Source organism: Paraburkholderia sp. IMGN_8, from assembly GCF_038050405.1.
In the GTDB taxonomy this organism is placed as follows: domain Bacteria; phylum Pseudomonadota; class Gammaproteobacteria; order Burkholderiales; family Burkholderiaceae; genus Paraburkholderia.
Window position 1 is genome coordinate 4,421,499 of the sequence record NZ_CP150901.1, and the last position, 22,375, is coordinate 4,443,873.

22 protein-coding genes are annotated in these 22,375 nt (G+C 60.3%); 19 read left to right on the plus strand and 3 right to left on the minus strand.

Going from position 1 to position 22,375, the window contains the following annotated elements; translation table 11 throughout:
- Nucleotides 1–196: 196 nt before the first annotated feature.
- The 17 genes from WN982_RS40955 (at nt 197) to WN982_RS41035 (ending at nt 14,142) form a co-directional block, all read left to right on the plus strand.
- A complete protein-coding gene (locus WN982_RS40955) occupies nt 197–472 on the plus strand; it encodes a hypothetical protein (protein WP_341317634.1) in 276 nt (91 codons plus the stop codon).
- A 140-nt stretch (nt 473–612) separates the two neighbouring features.
- Entirely contained in the window at nt 613–1,488 is an 876-nt protein-coding gene (locus WN982_RS40960) for an NAD(P)-dependent oxidoreductase (RefSeq protein WP_341319581.1), read from the plus strand.
- A 166-nt stretch (nt 1,489–1,654) separates the two neighbouring features.
- Entirely contained in the window at nt 1,655–2,254 is a 600-nt protein-coding gene (locus WN982_RS40965; RefSeq protein ID WP_341317635.1) for a short chain dehydrogenase, read from the plus strand.
- 13 nt (nt 2,255–2,267) lie between these two features.
- The gene (locus WN982_RS40970) at nt 2,268–2,423 is read left to right on the plus strand and encodes a hypothetical protein (RefSeq protein WP_341317636.1); all 156 of its coding nucleotides are present in this window, start codon (nt 2,268–2,270) and stop codon (nt 2,421–2,423) included.
- Nucleotides 2,424–2,833: 410 nt separating this feature from the next.
- The gene (locus WN982_RS40975) at nt 2,834–3,019 is read left to right on the plus strand and encodes a Flp family type IVb pilin (RefSeq protein WP_341317637.1); all 186 of its coding nucleotides are present in this window, start codon (nt 2,834–2,836) and stop codon (nt 3,017–3,019) included.
- 98 nt (nt 3,020–3,117) lie between these two features.
- Nucleotides 3,118–3,603, plus strand: a complete 486-nt coding sequence (locus tag WN982_RS40980) for a prepilin peptidase (RefSeq protein WP_341317638.1) — start codon at nt 3,118–3,120, stop codon at nt 3,601–3,603.
- A gap of 27 nt (nt 3,604–3,630) precedes the next feature.
- A complete protein-coding gene (cpaB, locus tag WN982_RS40985; RefSeq protein ID WP_341317639.1) occupies nt 3,631–4,638 on the plus strand; it encodes a Flp pilus assembly protein CpaB in 1,008 nt (335 codons plus the stop codon).
- Nucleotides 4,639–4,687: 49 nt separating this feature from the next.
- Entirely contained in the window at nt 4,688–6,049 is a 1,362-nt protein-coding gene (locus WN982_RS40990; protein WP_341317640.1) for a type II and III secretion system protein family protein, read from the plus strand.
- An 18-nt stretch (nt 6,050–6,067) separates the two neighbouring features.
- Nucleotides 6,068–6,442 carry a CpaD family pilus assembly lipoprotein gene (locus tag WN982_RS40995; protein ID WP_341317641.1) on the plus strand — a complete coding sequence of 125 codons (375 nt, stop codon included), beginning with the start codon at nt 6,068–6,070 and terminating at the stop codon, nt 6,440–6,442.
- Nucleotides 6,443–6,452: 10 nt separating this feature from the next.
- Nucleotides 6,453–7,670 carry an AAA family ATPase gene (locus WN982_RS41000; protein WP_341317642.1) on the plus strand — a complete coding sequence of 406 codons (1,218 nt, stop codon included), beginning with the start codon at nt 6,453–6,455 and terminating at the stop codon, nt 7,668–7,670.
- Nucleotides 7,670–9,046, plus strand: coding sequence for a CpaF family protein (locus WN982_RS41005; protein ID WP_341317643.1), 1,377 nt, complete (start codon nt 7,670–7,672; stop codon nt 9,044–9,046). Before WN982_RS41000 ends, WN982_RS41005 begins: the two co-directional genes overlap by 1 nt.
- Nucleotides 9,043–10,020, plus strand: coding sequence for a type II secretion system F family protein (locus WN982_RS41010; RefSeq protein ID WP_341317644.1), 978 nt, complete (start codon nt 9,043–9,045; stop codon nt 10,018–10,020). The genes WN982_RS41005 and WN982_RS41010 overlap by 4 nt, the downstream gene beginning before the upstream one ends.
- 74 nt (nt 10,021–10,094) lie before the next feature.
- Nucleotides 10,095–10,967 (plus strand): type II secretion system F family protein, encoded by an 873-nt coding sequence (locus WN982_RS41015; protein ID WP_341319582.1) that lies wholly within the window; start codon nt 10,095–10,097, stop codon nt 10,965–10,967.
- Nucleotides 10,964–11,827: a tetratricopeptide repeat protein gene (locus tag WN982_RS41020; RefSeq protein WP_341317645.1), complete on the plus strand. Its 864-nt coding sequence runs from the start codon at nt 10,964–10,966 to the stop codon at nt 11,825–11,827. The genes WN982_RS41015 and WN982_RS41020 overlap by 4 nt, the downstream gene beginning before the upstream one ends.
- 119 nt (nt 11,828–11,946) lie before the next feature.
- Entirely contained in the window at nt 11,947–12,297 is a 351-nt protein-coding gene (locus WN982_RS41025) for a TadE/TadG family type IV pilus assembly protein (protein ID WP_341319583.1), read from the plus strand.
- An 8-nt stretch (nt 12,298–12,305) separates the two neighbouring features.
- On the plus strand, nt 12,306–13,358 hold the full coding sequence (locus WN982_RS41030; RefSeq protein ID WP_341317646.1) for a pilus assembly protein TadG-related protein: 1,053 nt from the start codon (nt 12,306–12,308) through the stop codon (nt 13,356–13,358).
- A 70-nt stretch (nt 13,359–13,428) separates the two neighbouring features.
- A complete protein-coding gene (locus tag WN982_RS41035) occupies nt 13,429–14,142 on the plus strand; it encodes an isoprenylcysteine carboxylmethyltransferase family protein (protein WP_341317647.1) in 714 nt (237 codons plus the stop codon).
- 294 nt (nt 14,143–14,436) lie between these two features.
- Here WN982_RS41035 and WN982_RS41040 read toward each other — a convergent pair whose 3' ends face one another.
- Together WN982_RS41040 and WN982_RS41045 are read right to left on the minus strand one after the other, a co-directional pair.
- Nucleotides 14,437–14,793 carry a hypothetical protein gene (locus tag WN982_RS41040; protein ID WP_341317648.1) on the minus strand — a complete coding sequence of 119 codons (357 nt, stop codon included), beginning with the start codon at nt 14,791–14,793 and terminating at the stop codon, nt 14,437–14,439.
- A 257-nt stretch (nt 14,794–15,050) separates the two neighbouring features.
- Nucleotides 15,051–15,521 carry a P-II family nitrogen regulator gene (locus WN982_RS41045; protein WP_341317649.1) on the minus strand — a complete coding sequence of 157 codons (471 nt, stop codon included), beginning with the start codon at nt 15,519–15,521 and terminating at the stop codon, nt 15,051–15,053.
- Nucleotides 15,522–15,829: 308 nt separating this feature from the next.
- Between WN982_RS41045 and WN982_RS41050 the strand changes: the two genes are divergently transcribed.
- Nucleotides 15,830–16,633 carry an alpha/beta hydrolase gene (locus WN982_RS41050; protein ID WP_341317650.1) on the plus strand — a complete coding sequence of 268 codons (804 nt, stop codon included), beginning with the start codon at nt 15,830–15,832 and terminating at the stop codon, nt 16,631–16,633.
- A 231-nt stretch (nt 16,634–16,864) separates the two neighbouring features.
- Nucleotides 16,865–17,437, plus strand: a complete 573-nt coding sequence (locus WN982_RS41055; protein ID WP_341317651.1) for a phasin family protein — start codon at nt 16,865–16,867, stop codon at nt 17,435–17,437.
- A gap of 197 nt (nt 17,438–17,634) precedes the next feature.
- Here WN982_RS41055 and WN982_RS41060 read toward each other — a convergent pair whose 3' ends face one another.
- The gene (locus tag WN982_RS41060; protein WP_341317652.1) at nt 17,635–20,853 is read right to left on the minus strand and encodes an EAL domain-containing protein; all 3,219 of its coding nucleotides are present in this window, start codon (nt 20,851–20,853) and stop codon (nt 17,635–17,637) included.
- Nucleotides 20,854–22,375 lie beyond the last annotated feature (1,522 nt).

Genomic DNA, 22,375 nt, shown 5'->3' on the forward strand with positions numbered 1-22,375 from the left:
CATGGTGTTAGCCGGGACCCAACACTGCGGCATTCCTTCCACCCTCCGCTTACCGGTTCCGCCGGTGCAACGCAACGAAGCCCTTGTGCCACAAGCGAGACGAGCGAGCAGTGATTGAATGGGCATACTCATTGCTCGAAAGTGTCAGCCCGCTTCTTGCGCAGCGCTCTGACTGCACATTTCAATGGAGGCAAACGTGCTGGCGACTAAACCATGTACTGCAACCTGCGTCATTGACGGCATCGCCGTCACGCTCACATTCTTCCCGGACACTGGTGTCCTGCGAATTACCGACGCCACTGGTGTCCGCTTAAGGGAGACAAGGTGGGCCGCTTCATGGCATAGCCTTGTCACCACATTCCGCGAACTATGCGAAACGCCAGAAGAGGACCGTGCCGACCCTGAGACGCTCTTCGGTCGTCAGAACCGCGTCTTCGGGCGCGTCGAAGAATCGACGGCCACGTTTGGCTGAGGTTACGGGATGGTTTGCCGCCCCCGTGCTTTCGCGCCGTTCATTTGGCCGACGCAAGGATTTATCGCGATGTTGTTATGCTTGGCTGCGCGCCAGTGATTGCAGAAGCGTATGCTGCTGTAAATCATCAGGAGACGACCATGAGCCTTGCTGGCAAGACACTATTCATGTCCGGCGGCAGCCGCGGCATCGGACTCGCGATTGCACTCAGAGCCGCACGCGACGGCGCGAATGTCGTGATTGCCGCCAAGACCGCCGACCCGGACCCGCGTCTCGAGGGTACGATTCACACGGCGGCTGCAGCCGTTGAAGCTGCTGGCGGCAAGGCGCTCCCGCTTGTTGTGGATATTCGCGACGAAGAACGCGTGAAAGCCGCAGTTGCAGAGACCGTTGGGTTGTTCGGTGGCATCGATATCCTCGTGAACAATGCCAGCGCCATTCGACTGACTGGCACGCTTGACACACCCGTCAAACGGTACGACCTGATGCATGGGGTCAATGGCAGAGGCACCTTCGTGTGCGCGCAAGCGTGCCTGCCGTATCTCCTCAATTCACCGAACCCGCACATCCTCACACTGTCACCTCCGTTGGTCCACGACGCAAAATGGTTTAGCGACTTTCCGGCATACACCATTGCAAAATACACGATGAGCCTGTTCACCCTGGCGCTTGCCGGGGAGTTCAAGGACCGCGGTGTCGCGGTCAATTCACTATGGCCCAGAACTGCCATCGCGACTGCTGCAGTGCGAAACGAGATTGGCGGTGCGGAAATGATTGCAGCGTGTCGCAAGCCTGAGATAGTCGCGGACGCGGCGCACTATATCCTGACGCGCCCAGCCAGGGAGTGTTCGGGAAACTTCTTCCTCGACGACGAAGTCCTGCTGGCAGCCGGTGTGCGTGACTTTGCGCAGTACGACGTGCAGGCTGGGGCTGCATTGCAAGCAGATTTTTTTGTCGAGGCCTTGCCGGGCATGTTACCGGCGGACAATATGACGAAGCGTACAAAGGCCCCGTGAGACTTGCTCCACGCGGCACCTTGGTCGGAACTCTTTCGCTCAACAAAGCTGCCTCGCCGAATGCGTCTGGGCGCGGTCATTGCGGACACTGTCGTCCTTTTCTCCTCACGCCATGCGTGATGCGTCGCTGCACGCCGGCGCAACCTTTTCAGGCACAGGAGGACCTATGCGCGTACTGATAGTCGGTGCAACCGGTCTGCTCGGCAGCGAGGTTGTTCGCCTGCTCTCGCCCGAACACCAGGTCATTGGCGCCAGCCGCAAGGGCCCGGACCTGTCCGTGGACCTCACTGACAAGACGTCCATCGTGTCAATGTACCAGCAGCTCGGAACCGTTGATGCCGTGATTTGCACCGCCGGTGCGGCGAAATTCGCACCGCTTGTATCGCTGACGGATGAAGACTTTGCGTTCAGTCTGGCAAACAAGCTGATGGGGCAAGTCAATCTCGTCCGATGCTCGTTCGGTCATGTCGCACAAGGCGGGTCCCTGACGCTGACTGGCGGCATTCTCGCCCAACACCCAATGACTGGAAGCGCGGCCGTGAGCATCGTGAATGCAGGAGTCGAGGCGTTCGCCAGGTCGGCGGCACTCGAGTTGCAGGGCAAGGCACGGGTCAACGTCGTCAGTCCGGGCTGGGTTTCAGAAACGCTCGCCGCAATGGGTCAGGCCCGCTCTGCAGGCGTTCCCGCCGCAGCGGTGGCCCAGGCGTATAAACGGAGTCTGGTCGAGGACATCACGGGCCAGGTGATTCAGGTTGTGAAGTGGTAAGAGCAACGCTTCCATGTCGAGCATTGCTGCCCCGCTTGCCGGCCTGTTGACAGCCACGCAGGCGAGCGATCTGACGAGTCTCATCGCAAGGGATATCCAGCAACGAGCGGCCGTTAAACATCGAGCGATGGCGGTATGGCGAGGCTCGATCGTGCGGGACGCACGCTGATAATCACGTGAAACTGCAAATTCGTTCTGTCACGAAACGAATGGTTGCTTTTCAATCTTGCATGCCGCGATCACTTCGGTGACGAGGTTTGACTGAAATGACAGCCCTCTATTCATCAGACAAAAAAAACTTTGAATAGCGAGGGTTTCTAGCCTCATTTCCTCGGTTTGCCGCTGTGGGGTCATCATTATCCTCAGCATTGTTGAGGGATCCGGATGCTGTCTGCAGGCCGTCTGGCACGCAAACGTTTCACCTTCGTGACGAGCCTGAAACTGATGCGATCTTTTCGCTCCCAGGTCTGACATGTCCGCGCCTTCAACAATTGACTCAGAAACCCGTCGCATCTCTTTTTAACGCGGCTTAATTCTTTCGGCATCCATACAAAAGTCAACCTCACTTACGGAGTCGTCATGCTTCAATTTATCAAGTCTCTGTCGCGCGACGAGCGCGGCGTTAGTGCGCTCGAGTATGCGGTGCTCGCCGGCATCGTGGTCCTCGCGGTCGTGGCGGCCGGCACTGTTTTCGGTGGCGCTACCGGTCTGCCTGCGCTGTTCACGCACATGGTCACGCTGGTTACGAACGCACAGAACGGTTAATCGATATCTCCAGACACCGCGGGATCAGTGGGCCGGCCCGGCTTCCCCAAGGGGCGCCGGGAGTCCCGGGCACAGCGGAAAATAAGGAAAAGCCACCCATGCTGTACGCAGCGAAATCAGCGGCTTGTCTTGTATTGGCATCACTGGCGGTGCGCGATATCCGCTCGCGCCGCTTGCCGACACGCGCCGTATTGCTTGTGGCCTGTCTTTACGGGATCGATGCTGCTGTTGCTGGAGTAAGCATCGCGTCGCTCGCTGATCACCTCGGTGCTGCCGCCATCGGCTTTGCACTGTTTGCGCTTTTGTTTCGCTGTGGCTGGATGGGCGGAGGCGATGTCAAACTGGCCGCTGCCGTTTTCCTGTGGGCAGGCCCTGCCTACGCATGGCCGGTGTTTTTCATCGTATCTTCCGGCGGTCTGGTTCTCGGCTTGACAGCGCTGATCATAGGTCTCTTCCGCAGACATGCGACGCATTCCGCGCCAGCATCCACGCAGCCCGCTTCGCCGTGCAGCGTGCCCTACGGCGTCCCTCTTGCGTTCGGCGGTATCGCGGCCGTCTGGCTACCGGTCCTGAACTCTCTGTAGCCGATCTGACAGCCGATCGCCACGACCATGCCCAGAATTTTAAAGATCGTCATCCTCGTGATACTCGCCTCGGTCGGCGCGATCATTTTCCGCGCGTTGTTCGTCGCCGCGTCGCAGCCGGGCCAGGCGCGGCCGCCGGCGATGGATCGGGTGCGCGTTGCCGCCGCTGATCTGCCAGAAGGGATGTTGCTGCGCGACAGCGACCTCGCCTGGAAAGATGTGCCTCACAAGCAGCTCCAGCAGGGTGCGCTTGTAAAGAGCGACGCTGACAGCGCAGATGCGACGGATCTGAAAGGCGATGTGCTGCGCCACGCGGTGACAGCCGGCACGCCGCTAGGCGCTGCGGATGTCATTCCGCCCAATGCACCGGGATTTCTTGCTGCTGCATTGAAGCCCGGCATGCGTGCGATTTCAGTTGCCATCGACGACGTTTCGGGCAACGCCGGCCTGATCCAGCCAGGGGACTACGTCGACGTGCTGCTCACGCAGCAACTCGACGGGCCGGCCCATGCGCCGGAGAACACCGCTCACTCCGTGGAAAGCGAGACGGTGGTCAACCGCGTTCGCGTGCTCGCAGTCGGCTCGGTCTTCCAGCGGCCCAAGGCAGATACGGCAGACGCGAATACGCGTGCGCGAACAGTCACGTTCGAGGTGACGCCGCATACCGCGCAGGTGATCTCCGTCGCGACGCACCTGGGTTCGCTGTCACTCGCGCTGCGCAGTTTTGCGACTAGCGATCGCAATCCGCCCGTCACCGGCAATGAGACGCTGCCGCAAACACCACCAGTGTGGGCCGGCGATGTCTCGCGTGCCCTGTCAACGGTGCGCGTATCGGCGCACGGCACGGCAGGGTCGGTCCCGGCTGCCCCGCATCCGGTGATCGTCTACCGCGGCTCCCAGGTATCGGATGCAGGCGGGGATGCAAGACTTCAAGGCAGTACCGGTGCAGCGGGTCCGCCACCACTGCCGCCGAACCCGCCGCCGACGGTTGCCGGGCAGAACTCGTCGCCGGAACAGCCCACTACACAACGCTGACCCTTCGGCTTGCCCAGGCGGTGAGACCCGAAATTAACAGGAAGGATTCATGTTGCATCGTGTCTATTCGGCAGTGCAGGTGCGGTTGATCGCCGGATTCGGACTGGCGATCGCACTGATGCATGGCGCGCTGGCTGCGAGCATCGATCCGTCGCTGGCGGTCGCGGCAGGCGGGGGCGAAATGCTGCACCTGCCCGAACCAGCCGTCGCGGTGTTCGTCGCCGATCCGGGTGTCGCGGACGTGCACGTACCGACGCCTCAAACGGTATTTGTGCTCGGCAAGAAGGCGGGCACGACGACCTTGTTCGCGCTCGGCGCCCACAATCGCACGATCCTGCGGGAAACCGTCGTGGTCAGTGCGGATACGCCTTCGATACAGCGTATGCTCGACGCCCGCTTCCCGCACTTTCAGCTGAATCTGACGGGTGCGCCCGGCTCGCTGATGGTCGCTGGGCGCGTGCCCGACGCGGCGGCCGCGGACGCCGTGATGCAGTCCCTTACCCCGTATCTGCACGACAAGGAGACGCTGGTTAACCGGCTGACGTTGACGCGGCCAATCCAGGTCAATCTGCGCGTGCGCATCACCGAAGTGGACCGCAACGTGACGCAGCAGTTGGGCATCAACTGGAACGCACTCGGCCAAAGCGGAAACTTCATCGGCGGCCTGTTCAACGGCCGGGCGTCCGCTGCCACGACGCTTTCGTCAACAGGCGCATTCTCGGTCCTCGGGGCGTTCCATGCCGGCAAATGGGCGATTGACGGGGTGCTCGACGCGCTCGACCAGGAAGGCTTGATCACGATGCTCGCGGAACCGAACCTCACCGCGATGTCTGGCGAAACCGCCAGTTTCCTCGCAGGTGGCGAGTTTCCGATCCCGGTTCCGCAAGGCCAGACCAATTCGATCACGATCGAGTTCAAGCCCTACGGCGTGTCGCTCGATTTCACGCCCACGGTGCTGTCGGATAACCGGATCAGCCTCAAGGTGCGCCCCGAAGTCAGCGAGATCGATCCGACCAATAGCGTGACGATCGACAGCATCAAGGTGCCCGCGCTCACCGTGCGCCGCGTCGAGACCACCGTCGAATTGTCAAGTGGACAAAGCTTCGCCATTGGCGGACTGCTGCAGAGCAGGACCAGCGACGTCCTCTCGGAGTTGCCGGGCCTGGGCAAGCTTCCGATATTGGGCAAGCTGTTCTCGTCGAAGAACTATCTCAACGACAAGTCCGAGGTGGTGGTCATCGTGACGCCTTACATCGTGCAGCCCGCTGACCCCGGCCGTCTGCGGCAACCGATCGACACCATCGTGCGGCCGAGCAGCGACATCGAGTATGTGCTGCAGAGCATGCTCGGGCTCGATCCGCTGTCGGGGAACGTGCCGCGCCTCGTCGGGGCTGCGGGCTTCGTCTACTGACCTATCGGGAAACATGCCATGCTCCTTCGACTGATCGGTATTGGACTGCTGCCGCTTTTGCTGCCCGGCTGCATGTCCGCAACTCCGCCACTCGGGCTTCCCGATGCATCGGTCATCGGCTTCGACAGCCGCGACGCGATCGCGCCGGACTGCGCGACGCTGGTCCAGCCGTCGCATCTGATCGATGCGGGCTTCGCGCGCCCGGGCATGCCATTCGGCTGCGCGACGTATACGAATCTCGCGGTGATGCTCGCCCGGCCGGCGGATCTTGTCGATCCGCTGCCGTACGCCGGCGCCGACGCAACGACGGCCGCAGGCGCGGTGCGCCGCTATGACGAAGGCCGCGTAAAGCAGCCGAACGCCACGTCGACGACAACTTCATTGACACACTGACACGCCCCTCATGAATGCGCTCGACATGTTTCGTCCCGCGAGTTCGGCCGCAGCACGCGCGGCGGACCTGCTTGCGGTTGTCTCTGATGCGACTAGCGTCGATGCCGTGAAGAGCCTGATTGTCGATCAGGCGATATCGAATGCGCACGCGCAGATCGGCAACATCGACGACGCGATCCGTCTGCTGCAGAATCTCACGCGGCCGCCGCGCCAGTTGCTGGTCGACGTGTCCGGCTCCGACATGCCATTGTCGGACCTCGCTCGACTGGCCGACGTGTGTGCGCCGTCGGTCGCCGTCGTCGTGATCGGCGATCGCAACGATGTCGGTCTGTATCGCAGCCTGCTCGAGATTGGGATTCAGGACTATCTCGTCAAGCCTGTAACGGTCGAACTGCTCCTGCGCGCACTGTCGGCTCGTGATCCGTCCGCCCAGGCACGCACCGGCAAGGTGATCAGCTTCATTGGCGCACGAGGTGGCGTGGGTGTGACGACGATCGCCGTCTCGCTCGCGCGGCATCTGACGGATGAAACGCTCAGACATGTGGTGTACGTCGACCTGAACCTGCACGGCGGGGCGGCCGGTTCCACGCTTGGGCTGCCAGCAGGCAACGGGCTGACTGATCTGTTGCAGGACACGCGCAGCATCGATCCGCAGGCACTCGATCGCGCGGTGGTGGCTGCCGGTGAACGGCTCTTCACGCTGTCGTCAGAGCTTCCCTATGAAACGGAGTTCGCCGTGCGTCCGGGCGCGCTCGCCGATCTGATCAACACGCTCAAGCGCCGCTTCCACTATGTGCTGCTCGATCTGCCGGCCCGGAGCGGCCGCAGCGTCGAAGAGGCGCTCGATGCATCACAGGTCATCTGCATCGTGGCGGATCCTTCCGTGTATGCGGCACGCGAGTGCATGCGCCTGCTCCGCTTCACCGAAGATCGCTCGGGCGAACCGGTGGTCTCGGTGCTGCTGAACAATCCGCTCGAACCCGTTGCGGACCGCGTCCAGCCTCTGGACTTCAAGCGCGCGCTGGGGCGCGCCGTCGTGCACGAATTGCCGTACGATCCAAAGCCGCTTGCGCGGGCCGAAAACCTGGGCGAACCGCTCGGCGATCGCAGGAAGCTTCTGGGGTTTGCCGCCGCTATCGAACGCGTTGCAAACAGCCTCACCGGCCGTGAGTCCCCGGCACCCGCTCCCTGGCACATGCGGTTATTCAAAGTGCGGAGAACCGGCTGATGTTCGGCGCCAAAAAACACTTCCCGGAGCCTTCGCCGCTCGCCGACGCAGAAACCGTGCAGCCCACGGCACCTGCGCCGGCGCATCCGCGCACGCCGCCTGACGGCTTCGAGACCGTGATTCGTTCGGAGAACTTCAGGAAAATCCGCGCGGTGGTTTTTGCATCGATGAACATGTCTGCCGCGCTGATGAAAACGCGCGACCAGGTGCGCGCGGGCATCGAGGAAATCGCTGCCGACGCGGTGATACGCGAACAGCTTCACATCACGCCCGGCGAGCAGGCCCAGATCGTCGGCGAAATCCTCAACGACATGTTTGGTGTCGGCCCTATCGAACCGCTGCTCGCCGATGATGCGGTGACGGATATCCTCGTCAACGGTCCGGATCAGGTCTATGCCGAGCGGCATGGCCGGCTTGAACTGACGCCGCTGAAGTTCCGCGACAACGCGCATGTGACTAACGTCGCGCAGCGCATTGCAGCTGCGGTTGGCCGACGCGTCGACGAAAGCAGCCCGATGGTCGACGCGCGACTCGCCGACGGAAGCCGCGTCAACGTCGTGCTGCCGCCGATCGCACTACGCGGCGCATCGATCTCGATCCGGAAGTTCTCACGGCGCAATATCACGCTTGCAAGAATGGCCCAGCAAGGCAACATGTCGCCGGAGATGGTCCGCGTGCTGAAGATCGCCGGCGCGTGCCGTCTCAACATCATCATCTCGGGCGGCACAGGTTCAGGCAAGACGACTTTGCTCAATGCGCTGTCGCATCACATTGACGAACACGAACGTGTCGTGACCATAGAGGACGCCGCGGAACTGCAATTGCAGCAACCCCACGTCGTGAGCCTCGAAACGCGCCCTGAGAACAGCGAGGGACTCGGCGCGGTGACGCAGAGAGATCTCGTGCGCAATGCGTTGCGGATGCGTCCCGACCGCATCATTCTGGGCGAAACACGCGGTCCCGAGGCCTTCGACGTACTGCAGGCGATGAACACCGGTCACGACGGTTCGATGACGACCATTCACGCGAATACGCCACGCGACGCGATCACCCGGCTCGAAAGCATGGTGATGATGGCGAACGGGAACCTGCCGCTTACGGCGATCAGGCGCCAGATCGCGAGCGCCGTGCATCTGATCCTGCAGGTCGAACGCATGCGCGACGGCGTGCGCCGCCTCACCCGCGTGACTGAGCTGGCGGGCATGGAAGGCGACGTGATCATCACGCAAGATCTGTTCGCGTTTCGCTACGATGCCAGCGCCTATCAGGAAGACGTGAAAGGCACCTTCGAATCGTCGTCGCTGCGTCCGGTGTTCGCGACACGCGCTGCCTACTACGGCCTCGAGACGACCCTGATGGAGGCGATGCGGCCATGACACCAGCGGACGTCGTCGGCGCCGGTGCGTTCCTCGCGATCGTGCTGACAGGCATGCTCGTGTCGTCGCTGCGCGATCTCGCACGCAGTCGGCCGCGGCGGCGCATTCAGGAGCGCATGAGACAGCTTCAGCAGGTGCGCGCCGCCAGGCAGCAGTCTGCGCCAGCAGACACGAGCGGCGCATTATTCGAACGGCCAAAGGACTACGGCGCGTTCCAGACGTGGTTCCAGCAACATGTGCAGCGGATCAGGGCGGTAAGCGGCGGGGGCGGCATCCGTCTCGTATGCGCGAGTGGTATAGCCGGCGCTGTGGTCGCGTTCATCGTCGTGCGGCTCGCCCCGCTGCCCGGGTGGTCGCATCTGTTTATTTATTCCTGCATGCCGCTCGCCGCGATAAGGTTCACCTATCGCTTTCTGATCGCCCGTTTCCGCGCACAGTTTCTGCTGGTATTTCCCGATACGCTCGACCTCATCATCCGGGCGGTGCGTGCCGGCATACCGGTCGTGCAGGCGATCAGCACCGCCGGCAAGGAGGCCGAGGAACCGGTTCGCTCGACTTTCCGCACGATGGGCGACAGCTTGCGGCTGGGTGCCGAACTGAAAGAAGTGCTCGACAAAGCGGTCGTACGCCTGCAGATCGCCGATTTTTCGTTCTTTGCAGTGTGTCTGCTGCTGCAACGCGAGACAGGTGGAAATCTGGGGGAAACGCTGGAGAACCTGTCTGGAATCATTCGCACCCGCAGGGACATCCGTCTGAAGACCCGTGCGTTGACCGCGGAGGGCCGAATCGCGAGCAAGATCATTTCCGCGGTGCCCTTCGCAATTATGGGCTTCCTGTACGTCATCAACCGGCCGTATGTCGACCTGCTGTTTCACACACGCGCCGGCCACAAGATGCTGACGCTTGCCGCAGTGCTACTCGTCATCGGTCTTTCGCTGATTCAAAAAATATCGAATCTGGACACGTCGCGATGAACTTTATTGACTCTGATGCCGTGCGCGACCTTGCGCTGGTGCTCCTGCTCTGCGGCGGACTTCTGCTTGCGCTGATGCGGCCGCGCGGTACCCGCCGCCGCATCGCACATCGCGTGCGTATCGCCGCAATGCGCGCGGACTCGCATCCACCATTGCGCGCGGAAGAGCACGTAGCGGACCTTTGGCAACGCCTGCTGAAGCGCTTTGCATCGCTCGGCGAACGCGTGCCAGTGGGCGGTGCGGCGCAGCGCAACATGCTGGCCGAGCAGTTGGTCCGGGCCGGATTTCGCGAGCGCCGGGCGGTTTCGATGATGATCGGCTTCAAGCTGCTGGTCGGCGCGTTGTTCGCGCTGGTGGCAATTGTGCTCGGTCCGTATGTACCACGCATTGGCGAGTATTTTGTGTTTCGAGCACTGATGATGGGCGGCGTGTTCATCGTTGGGATGATGCTGCCCGAGCTTGCGCTGAACATGCTGATCAGCCGCCGGCAAAAGGCAATAGCTTCGTGTCTGCCCGACGCGCTCGACCTGCTGGTGATCTGCACCAACGCGGGCAACAGTCTGGTGGTCGGCGTGAAGCGCGTCGCACGAGAACTGAAGACGATCTGTCCGCCGCTTGCCGACGAGTTTGCCGTAACCGGCGACGAACTGCAGGTCAGCGGCGACAGTGCGGGCGCCTTGCGCCACCTGGCGGCGCGAATCGGTTTGCCCTCGGTGCGCGCGCTCGTGACCACGCTGATCCAGTCGCAACAGTACGGCACGCCAATCACCCACTCGCTGCGCATGTTGTCACGCGCCGAGCGGACCGCGCAGATGATGGCGCTCGAAGAAAAGGCCGCGAAACTTGCAACCAAGATAACGATGCCAATGATGTTCTTCATCCTGCCGACGGTGGGCCTGATAGCGGCCGGTCCGGCTGTGATTCGCCTGATAGCGGTCTTCAAATGAAAATTTCTCCAACGTTGCTGCGCACCGTCGTCATAGCGCTGCCGTGTGCCGTCGTTTTGCTGACGGGTTGCGCCAACGGCGGCAGTTTTAACCCGCGCCCCATCTCGTCGTCGCGCAACACCGACGGAATGAGCGATCTGCGCGTCGCCGACAGTGCTTTGCGCGGCGGTGATGTCGAGCTTGCGGGCACACTGTTCGAAAAAGCGCTCGCGGCAAACCCGAACTCGCCCGAGGCACAACTCGGTCTGGGCGATGCGATGTACCTGGCCGGCGACCTCGAGCGAGCCCGAGCGCTTTATCAGCTCGCCGCGCTGCAGACCCCGGTGAAGCCGGCAGCGCAACTCGGTCTCGCACGCGTGGCGTTGCGGCAGCGCCGGCTCGACGATGCAGCGGCGCTGTATCGCGGGCTGCTAGCCAGCCAGCCTGACGATCCTGTGGCATGCGAGGGTCTCGGCACGGTGCTCGACCTTCAGGGCCGCCACGCGGACGCGCAGGCAATCTATCGCAGCGCGCTCGCGGCGCACCCGGAGGTACAGGGTTTGCGCATCAACCTGGGCCTGTCTTTCATTCTTGAGAATAAGCCCCGTCAGGCCGCCAACATCCTGCTCGACGTCGCAGGCCTGCCGGATGCACCGCTGCAGGCGCGCCAGAACCTGGCTCTCGCGTACGGGCTGCTCGGCAACGCGGAGGCGGCGAAGAAGATCCTGCTGGTCGATCTGCCGCCGTCTTCGGCCGACGACAACCTGCGCTTTTATCAATCGCTGCGCGACAGCCTCGCCGGGTATCCGTCAGATACCCGGCGTACAGACGGCAAGGCCACAGCGGCAAGCGTTTCGCCGCTCGCAGAGGCGCCGAAATGAATCAGCGCGCGCTCGCCGTCAACCCGTCGCGTTGCCCCGTCCGGGCGCAACGTGGGTCGCGTGTCGGCGCCGAGCGCGGAGCGATCGCGCTCGAATTCGTTCTGGTGTTTCCGTTCCTCATGCTGGTGCTGTTCGGCATTATCGACGTCAGCCTGCTGTTGTGCGACAAGGCGGTCATTACCAATGCGAGTCGGGAAGCGGCCCGCGCCGGGGTGGTAGTGCGGATTCCACAGTTGTCGGTTACCCAGATCAGCAATGTCGCGCTGAATTACACGCAGCAGAATCTTGTCACTGGAGGCACGGCTACAACACCCACCGTTACGGTAGATCAGTCAGGCGGCACGTCTCCCGGCAATCCATTGACGGTCACGGTGACTTATCAATATCAGGGCCTTGTTGTGGGTTCTGCTTTCAGTTCGCTGACCGGCCCGGTCACGCTGACGGCGACGACTGCGATGAATTACGAGTGATGCCGAAGATGGAACGCCCTGCCAACCCGTCGCGAGATCGGCCATCCCGCCCCCTGAGTGGGCAACGCGGCTCCGTGGCGATCTTCTTCCTGTTGTTCCTCGTAGCGTTGCTGAGCTTCGGCGCATTCGCAGTCGACCTTGCGCGTGTCAGCGTGGTGCGCAACGAACTGCAAAATGCGGCCGACGCCGCGGCGCTGAGCGGTGCGGCCGCGCTATTGGCTGCCGGCACCAGCGGGCCGAACTGGGCTCAGGCGCAAACCGCAGCAAGTAACAGCGTCTCGCTAAACCGCTCCGATCAACAGAAGCTGACAACGGGCGCGATTCGGACCGGTTACTGGAACCTCTCGGGCAGCCCAGCCGGCATCCAGCCGACAACGATTTCGCCGGGCCTTGACGATGCGCCTGCAGTGCAGGTAACTGTGACGCGCGCGGCAAACCAGAACGGGGGGGCGATCAATCTGTTACTGGGCGGCCTGCTGAACCTGCTGAGCACGCCCGGCAGCGCCACTGCCGTAGCCGTGACTGGGTCGCCAGGGACAGTCGGTGCGGGCGGCCTGTTTCCCGTCGTGCTGGACCAGTGCATTTTCAATCAGTACTGGAACGCGCAGACCAATCAACCCGTGATCGACCCATCGACGGGTCAGCCTAAAGAATTCAACATCACGAATGGTCAAACCTATGGGGCATCGTGTTCTGCTGGCCAGTGGACGTCATTCCTGATCAACGCGAACAACGTGCCGACCGTCCGCTCGCTGATCGCGAACGGCAATCCAACGCCGCTGAGCATCGGCGACAGCATCTGGGTCGAACCCGGCGCGAAAACGACGCTGTACAGTTCAGTGCCGACGAACGTCACAATAGTCATTCCCGTCGCGACGCAAATCGACATTAAGGCGTATGTTCCGATAGTCGCTTTCGCCGCGTTCTACGTCGACGCATCGGTTGGAGGTAGCGACAAATACATTCAGGGGCATTTCGTCGCGAGCTACAGAATACCGACATCTGCGAGCGGCGTCGGACCCAACTACGGAGCGTACATCGAACCGCGCCTCGCGCAGTGATCCCGATGCTGTCTGGCACGCGTCTCGCGAGCTGCGCGACGACCTTCTCTAACATCGACACGCAATGCCAATGGAACAAGTAAATCTAGGGCGGCCAGGCGCGCCCACCGCCTCGATCAGCCTCGATGCCCCGGCATTCGTATCGCTTCCGTCATCTGCCGCACGGCTGACGCCCAAACAACTGGTGATCGAGATTGCGTTGCGCGTGTGTACCGTGTCGGCACTTTCCGTGTTTCTCGTTTCCGCGATCCTTCAGGTTCTGAAGGACCCTTCGCGAATCACGCTGTTGCTCTTTTTGTTCACCTCACTCCTGGACATCGGCCTGGTGGTCTTCGCCCGTGTTGCGCGCGAGCGGGACTTTACTCCCGTCAGCATGGTGATGTCTGTGACCGGGACCTTCTACTACGTCGCTTTTCAGATGGAGCCCGGCATCCATCTTATTCCTGAGGCGGCAGCCGTCGGATTGCAAATAGTCGGCATCGTCATCCAGCTTTGGGCGAAGCTCGCGCTGCGGCGCTCATTCGGACTTCTGCCCGCGAATCGAGGGGTTGTTGTGAGCGGGCCTTATCGCGTCTTGCGCCATCCGATGTACTTCGGGTACATGATTAGAAACGTCAGTTTTCTGCTTCCGAACTTCGGACTTCAGAATGTAATCGTGTTCGCGGTGCACTTCTGCATACAGATCTGCCGGATCATTCGGGAAGAACGCGTACTGTCCAAGGATAGAAGCTACCGCGAATTCATGAGTCGCGTGCGGTATCGGTTGATCTTCGGTGTGTTCTGAATGCCGACGAGGGCAGCGGCCGCCACGCCAGCGAAGTGGGGCCGGGGACCTGATGTACGTGACATTCTGCTCGGTGGAACCGGCGACCCAGGTGAAAGAGGTGGCGGCTTGGCGTGAGGGACTGTATGACAGTGCGAACGGCTTGTGGAGCGGCGTTATATCGGGGCTTTCGCACTCTCATTGGCTACGGATGACGCAAATGCGGTCCCCGAATCGCTCGGTGTCGCGTCACCGTCGGTCATCCCACCACGTCGTACGTGTTCAGTCCCGTGGCTTAAATGCTCCCGGACAGGCCTACGCCGGAGCAAATACGACAGCTCCAACGTTGGCGATGTGCGTGAAGCTTCGAACAAAGCGGTACGTCTGGTCGCCGGCCGTTATTCCGTTTATGCCTGCCTGCGTCAACCCGAGTATCTCGTCAGCCACGCTCGTTGTAATGGTGCCGTGACCAGTCAACTCGTTGTCTTCGTCCGCGGGGTCGCCGATGTAGACGGCACAGACGTCTGGACTGTGCCGCATCATGACGACGCACTTCCCCTCGTCAAGCGAGATCTCGAGATATTTGACCAGTGTCAGCAATGACTCGGGCGTCTGCCCCTGCGAACCGTAAGCCAAACCAGAAGCGGTAGCCGTCTTGCCTTCCCCCGTCAAAGGTGTCCGTCCTGAACAAAAAACTCGCCGCAGGGCGATCGTGGTTCCACTATAAGCGCCCGTGCCGCAAGTCGGAACACATTGGCAACCGTCTTTGCTCGCTTACCAACACGGACAGCAATTAAGCCCGGGCGTATCCGCGAAACAGCCTGTCGTCCATCTTTACGCTTAGACCTTCCTGCAGTGTAAAGCTCGAATGTCGTCCAGAAGGACAAAAAAAAGCCCGGTCTCCTGCGGGTCGGGCGCTTGCCATTGAGTCAAGGTATCGCCTCCGTCTGACTGCGAACGCGGAAGAATTTCTCCACCGGGATGACCGCAACGACTCCGTCTCCAATTGCGCCGACATGCGCAATATCCATGATGGTCTTCACAAGCGTATCGACGTTTTCCGCCTGCGCGAAGATTTCGACTTTGGCGTGCTCCGTTGTCCAATCGTTGGCGAAGAGATTCGGGTGCGCGCCGAATCCTCGCACTCTCGTAACGGTCACGCCGTGGATGTGGATGGCGCCAAGCTTTCGCTCCAGTACTTCAACTACATCTGGCCTGACAATGGCAACAACGCATTTCAATTCCATGTCTTCCTCCTGGACGATTATTGAAAGAGTCTGCTCCTGGTAGCCCTTGCGCGCCCGCTTTGCATCCACTGCAACCTGAATCTTGCCGGCGTTCTGACCCCGGCCTGTGTCATTTGCCGGGCTATCTCTGCAGTACTCCGGCAAACCGCGCATCTCCCCGCCATCAGGTCCTCGACGCACTGAATGGGTCGAAGGTAGCCCATGACACCTCCTGACAGACAATGGGCCACTGTGCACGTCTGGCCTGAGCAGGGTGGCCGCACGGCGAAGGTGCGGCGTTGATGGTCGTACTACAAGATTAGACTGATGTCGGCGAGATGCACCGCATTACCTACTTCTGGAGTGTTGCGATCGAGCGAGCGGTTGTTGCGGCGACCAAGCTGCAAAGAAACCCAGGCGTCGCACGATATCGCCAGGAACGGTGGCGACATCCAATCGATGGGTCTTCGCGAGGAATGGATATGACACTGTTTCTTTCTGGCCTGCGGCTGGCGCTCATCGTCTACGTTGTGGCAGCGGTCGCCCTTTACGTGTTCCAGGACCAGCTATTGCTTCCGCGAGCGCCAAACGTGGCTGATATCCGGATGGGGCGTCATACGGACTATGATGTCCAACCCTGGTACCCCAGAGGCGGGTACGCGGGATACGTCATCGCACCAGCCGGCCGCCAGCCGATTGGAACGTTCCTCGTGTATCACGGCAACGCAGAGTCTGCGGAGAACAAACAATCGCTTGCCGAAGTGTTGGTGCGCTTTGGCTACCGCGTTGTCCTCGTCGAATATCCCGGCTATGGCAGGCGACAGGGCAGGCGAACGATGAAGGCTGCGTTGGCCGCGTCGCGAAGTGCGTTGTCCGACGCCAAGGCCCAATGGGCAGAATCGATATTTCTGGTTGGCGAGTCGCTGGGTGCCGGCATGGCCGCGCAATCTATCCGAGGCGAAGAATCAGCGGTCGCCGGTGTGTTGCTTGTCACGCCGTGGGATTCGCTGGAAAGCGTTGCGGCGGAGAAGCTACGGCTGTTTCCAGTGCAATGGATACTACGTGACCCGTTCGATACAGTCGATGCGCTCAAGCACTACGCAGGTCAAGTCGCCGTAGTCGGTTGCGAGCTAGATACGCTCATCCCCGTATGGCACGCCGAACGGCTCGCTCGTCTGCATCCGCACGTGCATTTCCTTTTGTTGCCGGGCGCTGGCCACAATGACTGGTACGGCTCGATGACCGTCGAGCGTTGGCAACAGATTTTGGTTTGGCTGCAACGCTGACCTTAGCTGCGGATTCAAATTGGAGGGCACGAGTCGCACGCCGCGCGAGCGCGAGCACCCGACGGCTTCCGTTTCTCCCTACACACGCCATCGGCCAGGTGGTGTCGGCCGGCGACTCATTCTTCAAGCTGTGGCGCTCAATGCCGAAACCCATTCCAAACGACAACTTTCATCAGTTGTTCACCTTTACCGCACATGCTGAGATTTCGATATCCGTCTCAGGGGACGAACATGAGCGATTTTCAAGGACAAGCTTCCGCAGCGCAGCAAGCAAATCTGGACCTGTGCTTTGGCGTGGCGAACAAAATACTCGATGGCGGCGAACAGCTCACCAGACTCAATCTGGATACGGCGAAAGCGACGCTTTCCGATTGGTATCAAAACCTGCAAAACGGGCTGACGAAAACGGCTGAGCAGCGCCTTTCTGGTTTTGAGAATGCGGTGGCATTGCCGTCGACGGAGAAAGTTCTGTCGTATCAGCATCAGGTTGCCGAGATTGCGTTCGGCATGCGCATGCAGCTAGCGGAGGTTATCGATGCCCACTACCAGGAGACCAGTCGCTGCTTTCAACGGTTCGTAGAGAATGTAGCGCAAAACGCCCCCGTCAGTTCCGAGGCCTCAATCGCATTTATGAAGCAGATTATTACGCTCGCCAACACCGCCCACGACACCCTGCACAAGGCCGCAAAGCAGACAGTCGATATCGCGAAAAGCAGCGTGAGCGTCGCGACCGAAGCGGCAAAAGAATCGACTGAGTCGGCCGAACAGGCCGTCGAGAAAAGTGCGAAGGCTGTTAAGCATTGAATTAAGAAGCGCTGCCATAGCGTTGTCGGGCAGCGCGACGGACTTGCGCGCTAACCCATATTGCGACGTGGTCAGTTCCGGATTAGCCTAAGTGTCATATGCGTCGCTCGTTCTTTTCTGGGCGCGGCCGATGCGCCGCCTCAGCTCTGCCGGAGTACTGTGGCAAAGCGTGTGGTTGATGCGGGCACGCCTGCACCTCAAGTGCCCGCAGGAATCCCATGGCCGGTTTCGGCATAGCGCGATTCTGAAGTCGACGGTCGAAGCATGCTTGCAATGGCTTCTCCTGAAACAGCGGCGCTGTATAGAAAGCCTTGCCCCTCGATACAGCCGTGCTCAACCAGAAATCCCCTTTGTACGTCCGTTTCAACGCCTTCTGCAATAACATCGAATTTCAAGGCTTCGGCGATTGCGATGACGGCGAGCGTCAGCGCTTCGTATTCTGTCCCACGGCCGATTTCATGCACAAAAACCTTGTCGATCTTGATGCGGTCGATACTGAAGCGTTTCAGATAGCTCAAGCTGGAATAGCCGGTACCGAAATCATCGATGGCGACTTTTACGCCGAGTTCGCGCAAGTCGTGCAGCACCCGAGCCGCATCATCGGCATGGCGCATCAGCGCACCTTCCGTCACTTCCAGCTCGAGCAATTCGGCCGGACAGGCGGCGTCGTGTAATGCGCCACGCACCACACTAACGATATCGGAGCGCTCCAACTGAAGAGGTGAGACGTTCACAGAGACACGAATCGGAGGAAGGCCCTGCGCTCGCCAAGTACTTACCTGTAGACAGGCGGTTCGGAGGACCCATTCACCGATGCCTTGAATCAACCCCGTTTCTTCGGCAATTGGGATGAACACGGCAGGCGATACCGCTCCGAGCTCTGCATCATGCCAACGTAACAACGCTTCGGCGCCGAAGATGCGCCCTGTGACCATGTCGATTTGAGGTTGATAAGCCACCTGAAGCGTTTTGGCCTTGATTGCCCGACGCAGTCGGGTCGATAGGTGCAATCGTTCGGCTGCGGCTCGATTCAGTTCGGGCCGATAGAACTGGTATCCGTTCCGCCCGTGCGATTTTGCAAGATACATCGCCGCATCAGCGTTGCGAATCAACGTGTCAGCATCGGTGCCATCCTGCGGGTAAGTGGCGACGCCAATGCTAGCCTCCACATATAACTCTCTCTCGCCGGCATAGAACGGTTCGGTCATCGCGCCAATTACCCGGTCAAGCATAGGTATTAACTGCTCACCGCCTGAACGCGCGGCAACGATGATGAATTCGTCTCCGCCGTAACGTGCCACCAGGTCATTTGACCGGATCAATCGCTGCAATCGCCTGGCCACGCTCGCCAGTAACGTGTCGCCTACGCGATGGCCAAGGGAATCATTGACTTCCTTGAAGCGATCGAGGTCGAGAAACATGACTGATACCTCGCTGCCAGCCTCTGATGCGCGTTTAATCGCTTCGCCCAGTCGCTCGTCAAGCAAGGTGCGATTCGGCAGCTCCGTCAGCGCATCGTATTTCGCCTGGTGCTCCAGACGAGACTGATATTCTACGAGCGCTGTAACGTCGCTCATGACACCCACATGGTGCGTCACATCCCCGCGCTCATCACGCACGGGTGCCACCAGCACGTTATTCCAGAAGCGTTCACCGTCCTTCCGGGTACAGGACAGAGTGACATTTGCCTCTGCATTGCGGTTCATGGCGTGTCGAACTTCAGCCCATTTGTGTGGCTCACCTGCCAGCTTGAACAACGAATCGCAATCCACTCCCGTCACGTCGCTGGACGAATACCCCGTAATACGCTCGAACGCTGCGTTAGCAAAAATCACGACGTTCGAGTCTTGCCTTACCTCGGCAATCACAATCCCATTGATACTCGCGTCTATCGCTCTGCCCTGAAGACGCAACGCCAGTTCGGCTTTGCGCCGGGCTGTGATGTTCTCGTAAGCGATTAGAACGCCGACGACCGCTCCCTTCTGGTCTTCCAACGGAAGCTTCGTTTCGGAAATCCACACTTCCGTTCCGTCGACGGCTATAGCAGTACGCTCGAAATGGCGTCGGGTGAGCTCACCTGACATAACCCGAACATCTTCGACCTGCGACGCGTGTGCATCATCGCCCCAACGCAAATCGTAGTCATTCAAACCAATAAGGGCGTCCCTGGATGGCAAACCGGCGTCACGCGCATAAATCGCATTACCGCCCACGTAGCGGTGCCTGGCGTCCTTCCAGGCGATACCTTGGGGAATATGGTCGAGCACGTACTCAAGCGTCTGCTTGGATTCAAACAGTTCGGCCCGGGCGACCATTTCTAGCGTGACGTCCACCATGACGGACATAGTGGCAGCGCGACCTTCAAACGAAACATTCAGGTGATGAACGTCCATGGACCGTTGCTCGCCAGACTTGGTCTGGTGGACCCAGACGCCGACTGCCTGCGTCTCGCCGGACGTGGTGCCGGACTCTGGCTGGAAGACCTCCTTCAGACGAATAAATTCATCCGCGGGATGTACGTCTCCCAAGGACATATTGAGCAGTTCATCTTCCTGATACCCAAAGGTCCGCTGCGCGGCCCCATTGACTGCGACAATGTTCAGCGACTGATTGTCGTATATCCATATTGGCAACGGATGCTCATCAAAGAACCGCTGGTACCGGGCCCGCGCTCCGTCAGCCAAACGTAATGCCGCGCGAAGCCGTCTCGCTATTCGAGCGTTCCAACGCATCAGAGCGAGCAGCAGCGCCGCAGCCGTCAATCCGCTCGCGAGCAGCGCCGCGGACACCCTCTTTGCGTTCGACGAAGACTGACTGACAACGGAGTCAAGCGTGGCATCGGCTTCCATACGGACATCGACGACATGCTCGAGAACGCTATAGAAGTAAGCATCAATTTCGCTCAACGCCGGGTCCCCGAAACCAACGCTTCCAGGACGCTGGTTGACCCGTCTCGCCAACGCATTGCTACGTTCGCCGAGCTTTCGCATCATTTCATCGAGTTCGTTCAGGCGGGAGACGCAATCTCCACGTCCACGACATCCGGCGCGTGCATCGCCCGTCAATTCGAGCAGCATCGGCATCGGAAAGTTGTAGGCCGCGCGCCTGTAAAACGGACGGGTGCTAATCAGCGTGTAGAGCTCACCATGTTCGTCAAGCATCATCTGCTGAACCTGGTCGAGGTCATGTTTCAGTCGACCTGATTCCCGCAGCGTGCTGAGTGAATTCTCCTGCTCGTGCATCTGGCGGCGAGCCAGAAACGTGTTCATGCCAATCGCCGAGAGAATGAAAGCGACTGCAATTACAGTGAAAGCTTTGCGGACAAACTCCCGATTGAACGTCAATCCGGCGAGCGTGACGGTTTCACGTTGCCTCGGCGCCCCACTGTGTGCGCGATTGGAGTGCGGCTTTGCCATACATGGCCTCGAGTCCGTCAGATCGACAGGATAACGGCCTGGAAGACGAACTTCTTAAGCGTTGCGCGCGCAAGCGTGCGAGCGCGGGGACGGACGGCCGATGCCTGCATTAACGTTCCAAGCACTGCTCACCCCGTGCAAGCTTTAATGACGCCAGTGCCAGACAGTGGTCAGGAACGTAGCACGCCTTTCAGGCGTCCCAGCTCAGCTGGTCTGGTGTATGACCGGTACAGTTCGCCGACCGTGCCAAATGCTAAGGCCGGTTTGAGAGTCGCACCGGGAAGTGCGTCTGTAATCCAATCAAAGGCATTCATTTCGCGTTGAGCAGCATGCACCGCTGCAGTGAGCACTGTGAGGGCTCGCTCCGCGGAGTGCCCACCAAGGTCGACGAAGCAGCTCTCAAATGGATGCTTCGTTGCAGTTTCGACGTGTAACACTGACTTTCGAACGCCCAAATCAATCTCCTACTCGGATTGCGCCTCTTGTATATCAACTGAATGTGACAATATTAGTTAACCTGGTAAATATCGCAGGACAGTCCAACCGTACATGGCATCCCGTAGACCTCCTGCGTGACGTACTCCCTTAGCCGCACTGAGCCGGCGACCTTCGGACTTTCATCACACGGTCACTCTTCCTGAGACACGCACGGGCGCCCTTAAGCAAATGTATTCTGCGCAAGGCGGACCCGCCTCCATCATTTTGTGGAGCAGTGACCTGTTCAATTTTCCTGTTATCTGCCTTGCTTCGCGTGCGCGTACCTTATGAGCGCGCTGCCGTCAGCGAGCACCTGCTCCCACGTCGAATTTCTCGCCGACAACGCTTTCCTGAGCCCGCATGGTGCACGGATTTGCCGGCCCGCACACGGTACCGTCCGTGGCCGTGAACTGGCCGCCAATCACCTGGTGACTGACGACGCCGAACATTCGACGCCCTCCGTCCGTCAGCACGAACCTCACATCGATGCTGGTCGTCGCAATAGGAGGTGGAAGTCCGTGGACGAGTTGCCCCCGAGCTGAGGTTTTCGGGGGCCGTGGTAGCGAGACGAAGGACCGGGCGGCGGAAGAAAGCGGCGCAACACGTACAAAGTCGGCCACTCGCCCGCGCGCTCACCTCGCGTTTTCTGTTCCTGTCCCGTACATCACCAGCCAGGTCCTAGCTCCCCCCGAAAAAGATGTTGCATTGTGGGTTCGTGCTACAGGATCTGGCATTTTTCACACCGCTTTGCATTTTCGTGTCGGGCACGCCTCCGTATGTCTGCGTCCCCGTACCGGGGGCAGCATCCTGAGTTGCGGCATTTTCCTGTGGGGCGGGTTGTGGTGTCTCCGGCGCGCCTTGAGAATGCGCAAGCGCTGCTGTGAAAAGCAACCCGGCAGCAGAAGCGACCATCAGTTTTGAATTCACGTTAGCTCCTTGAATTGCGTTGAGCTCCACGTTGAGCTCCAATCATGCGACCCGAAATTCGCGTGCCTGAAGTTGACGTCCTCACGGGATTTTCGGGCGCGCACAGCGTCCTTCGCGT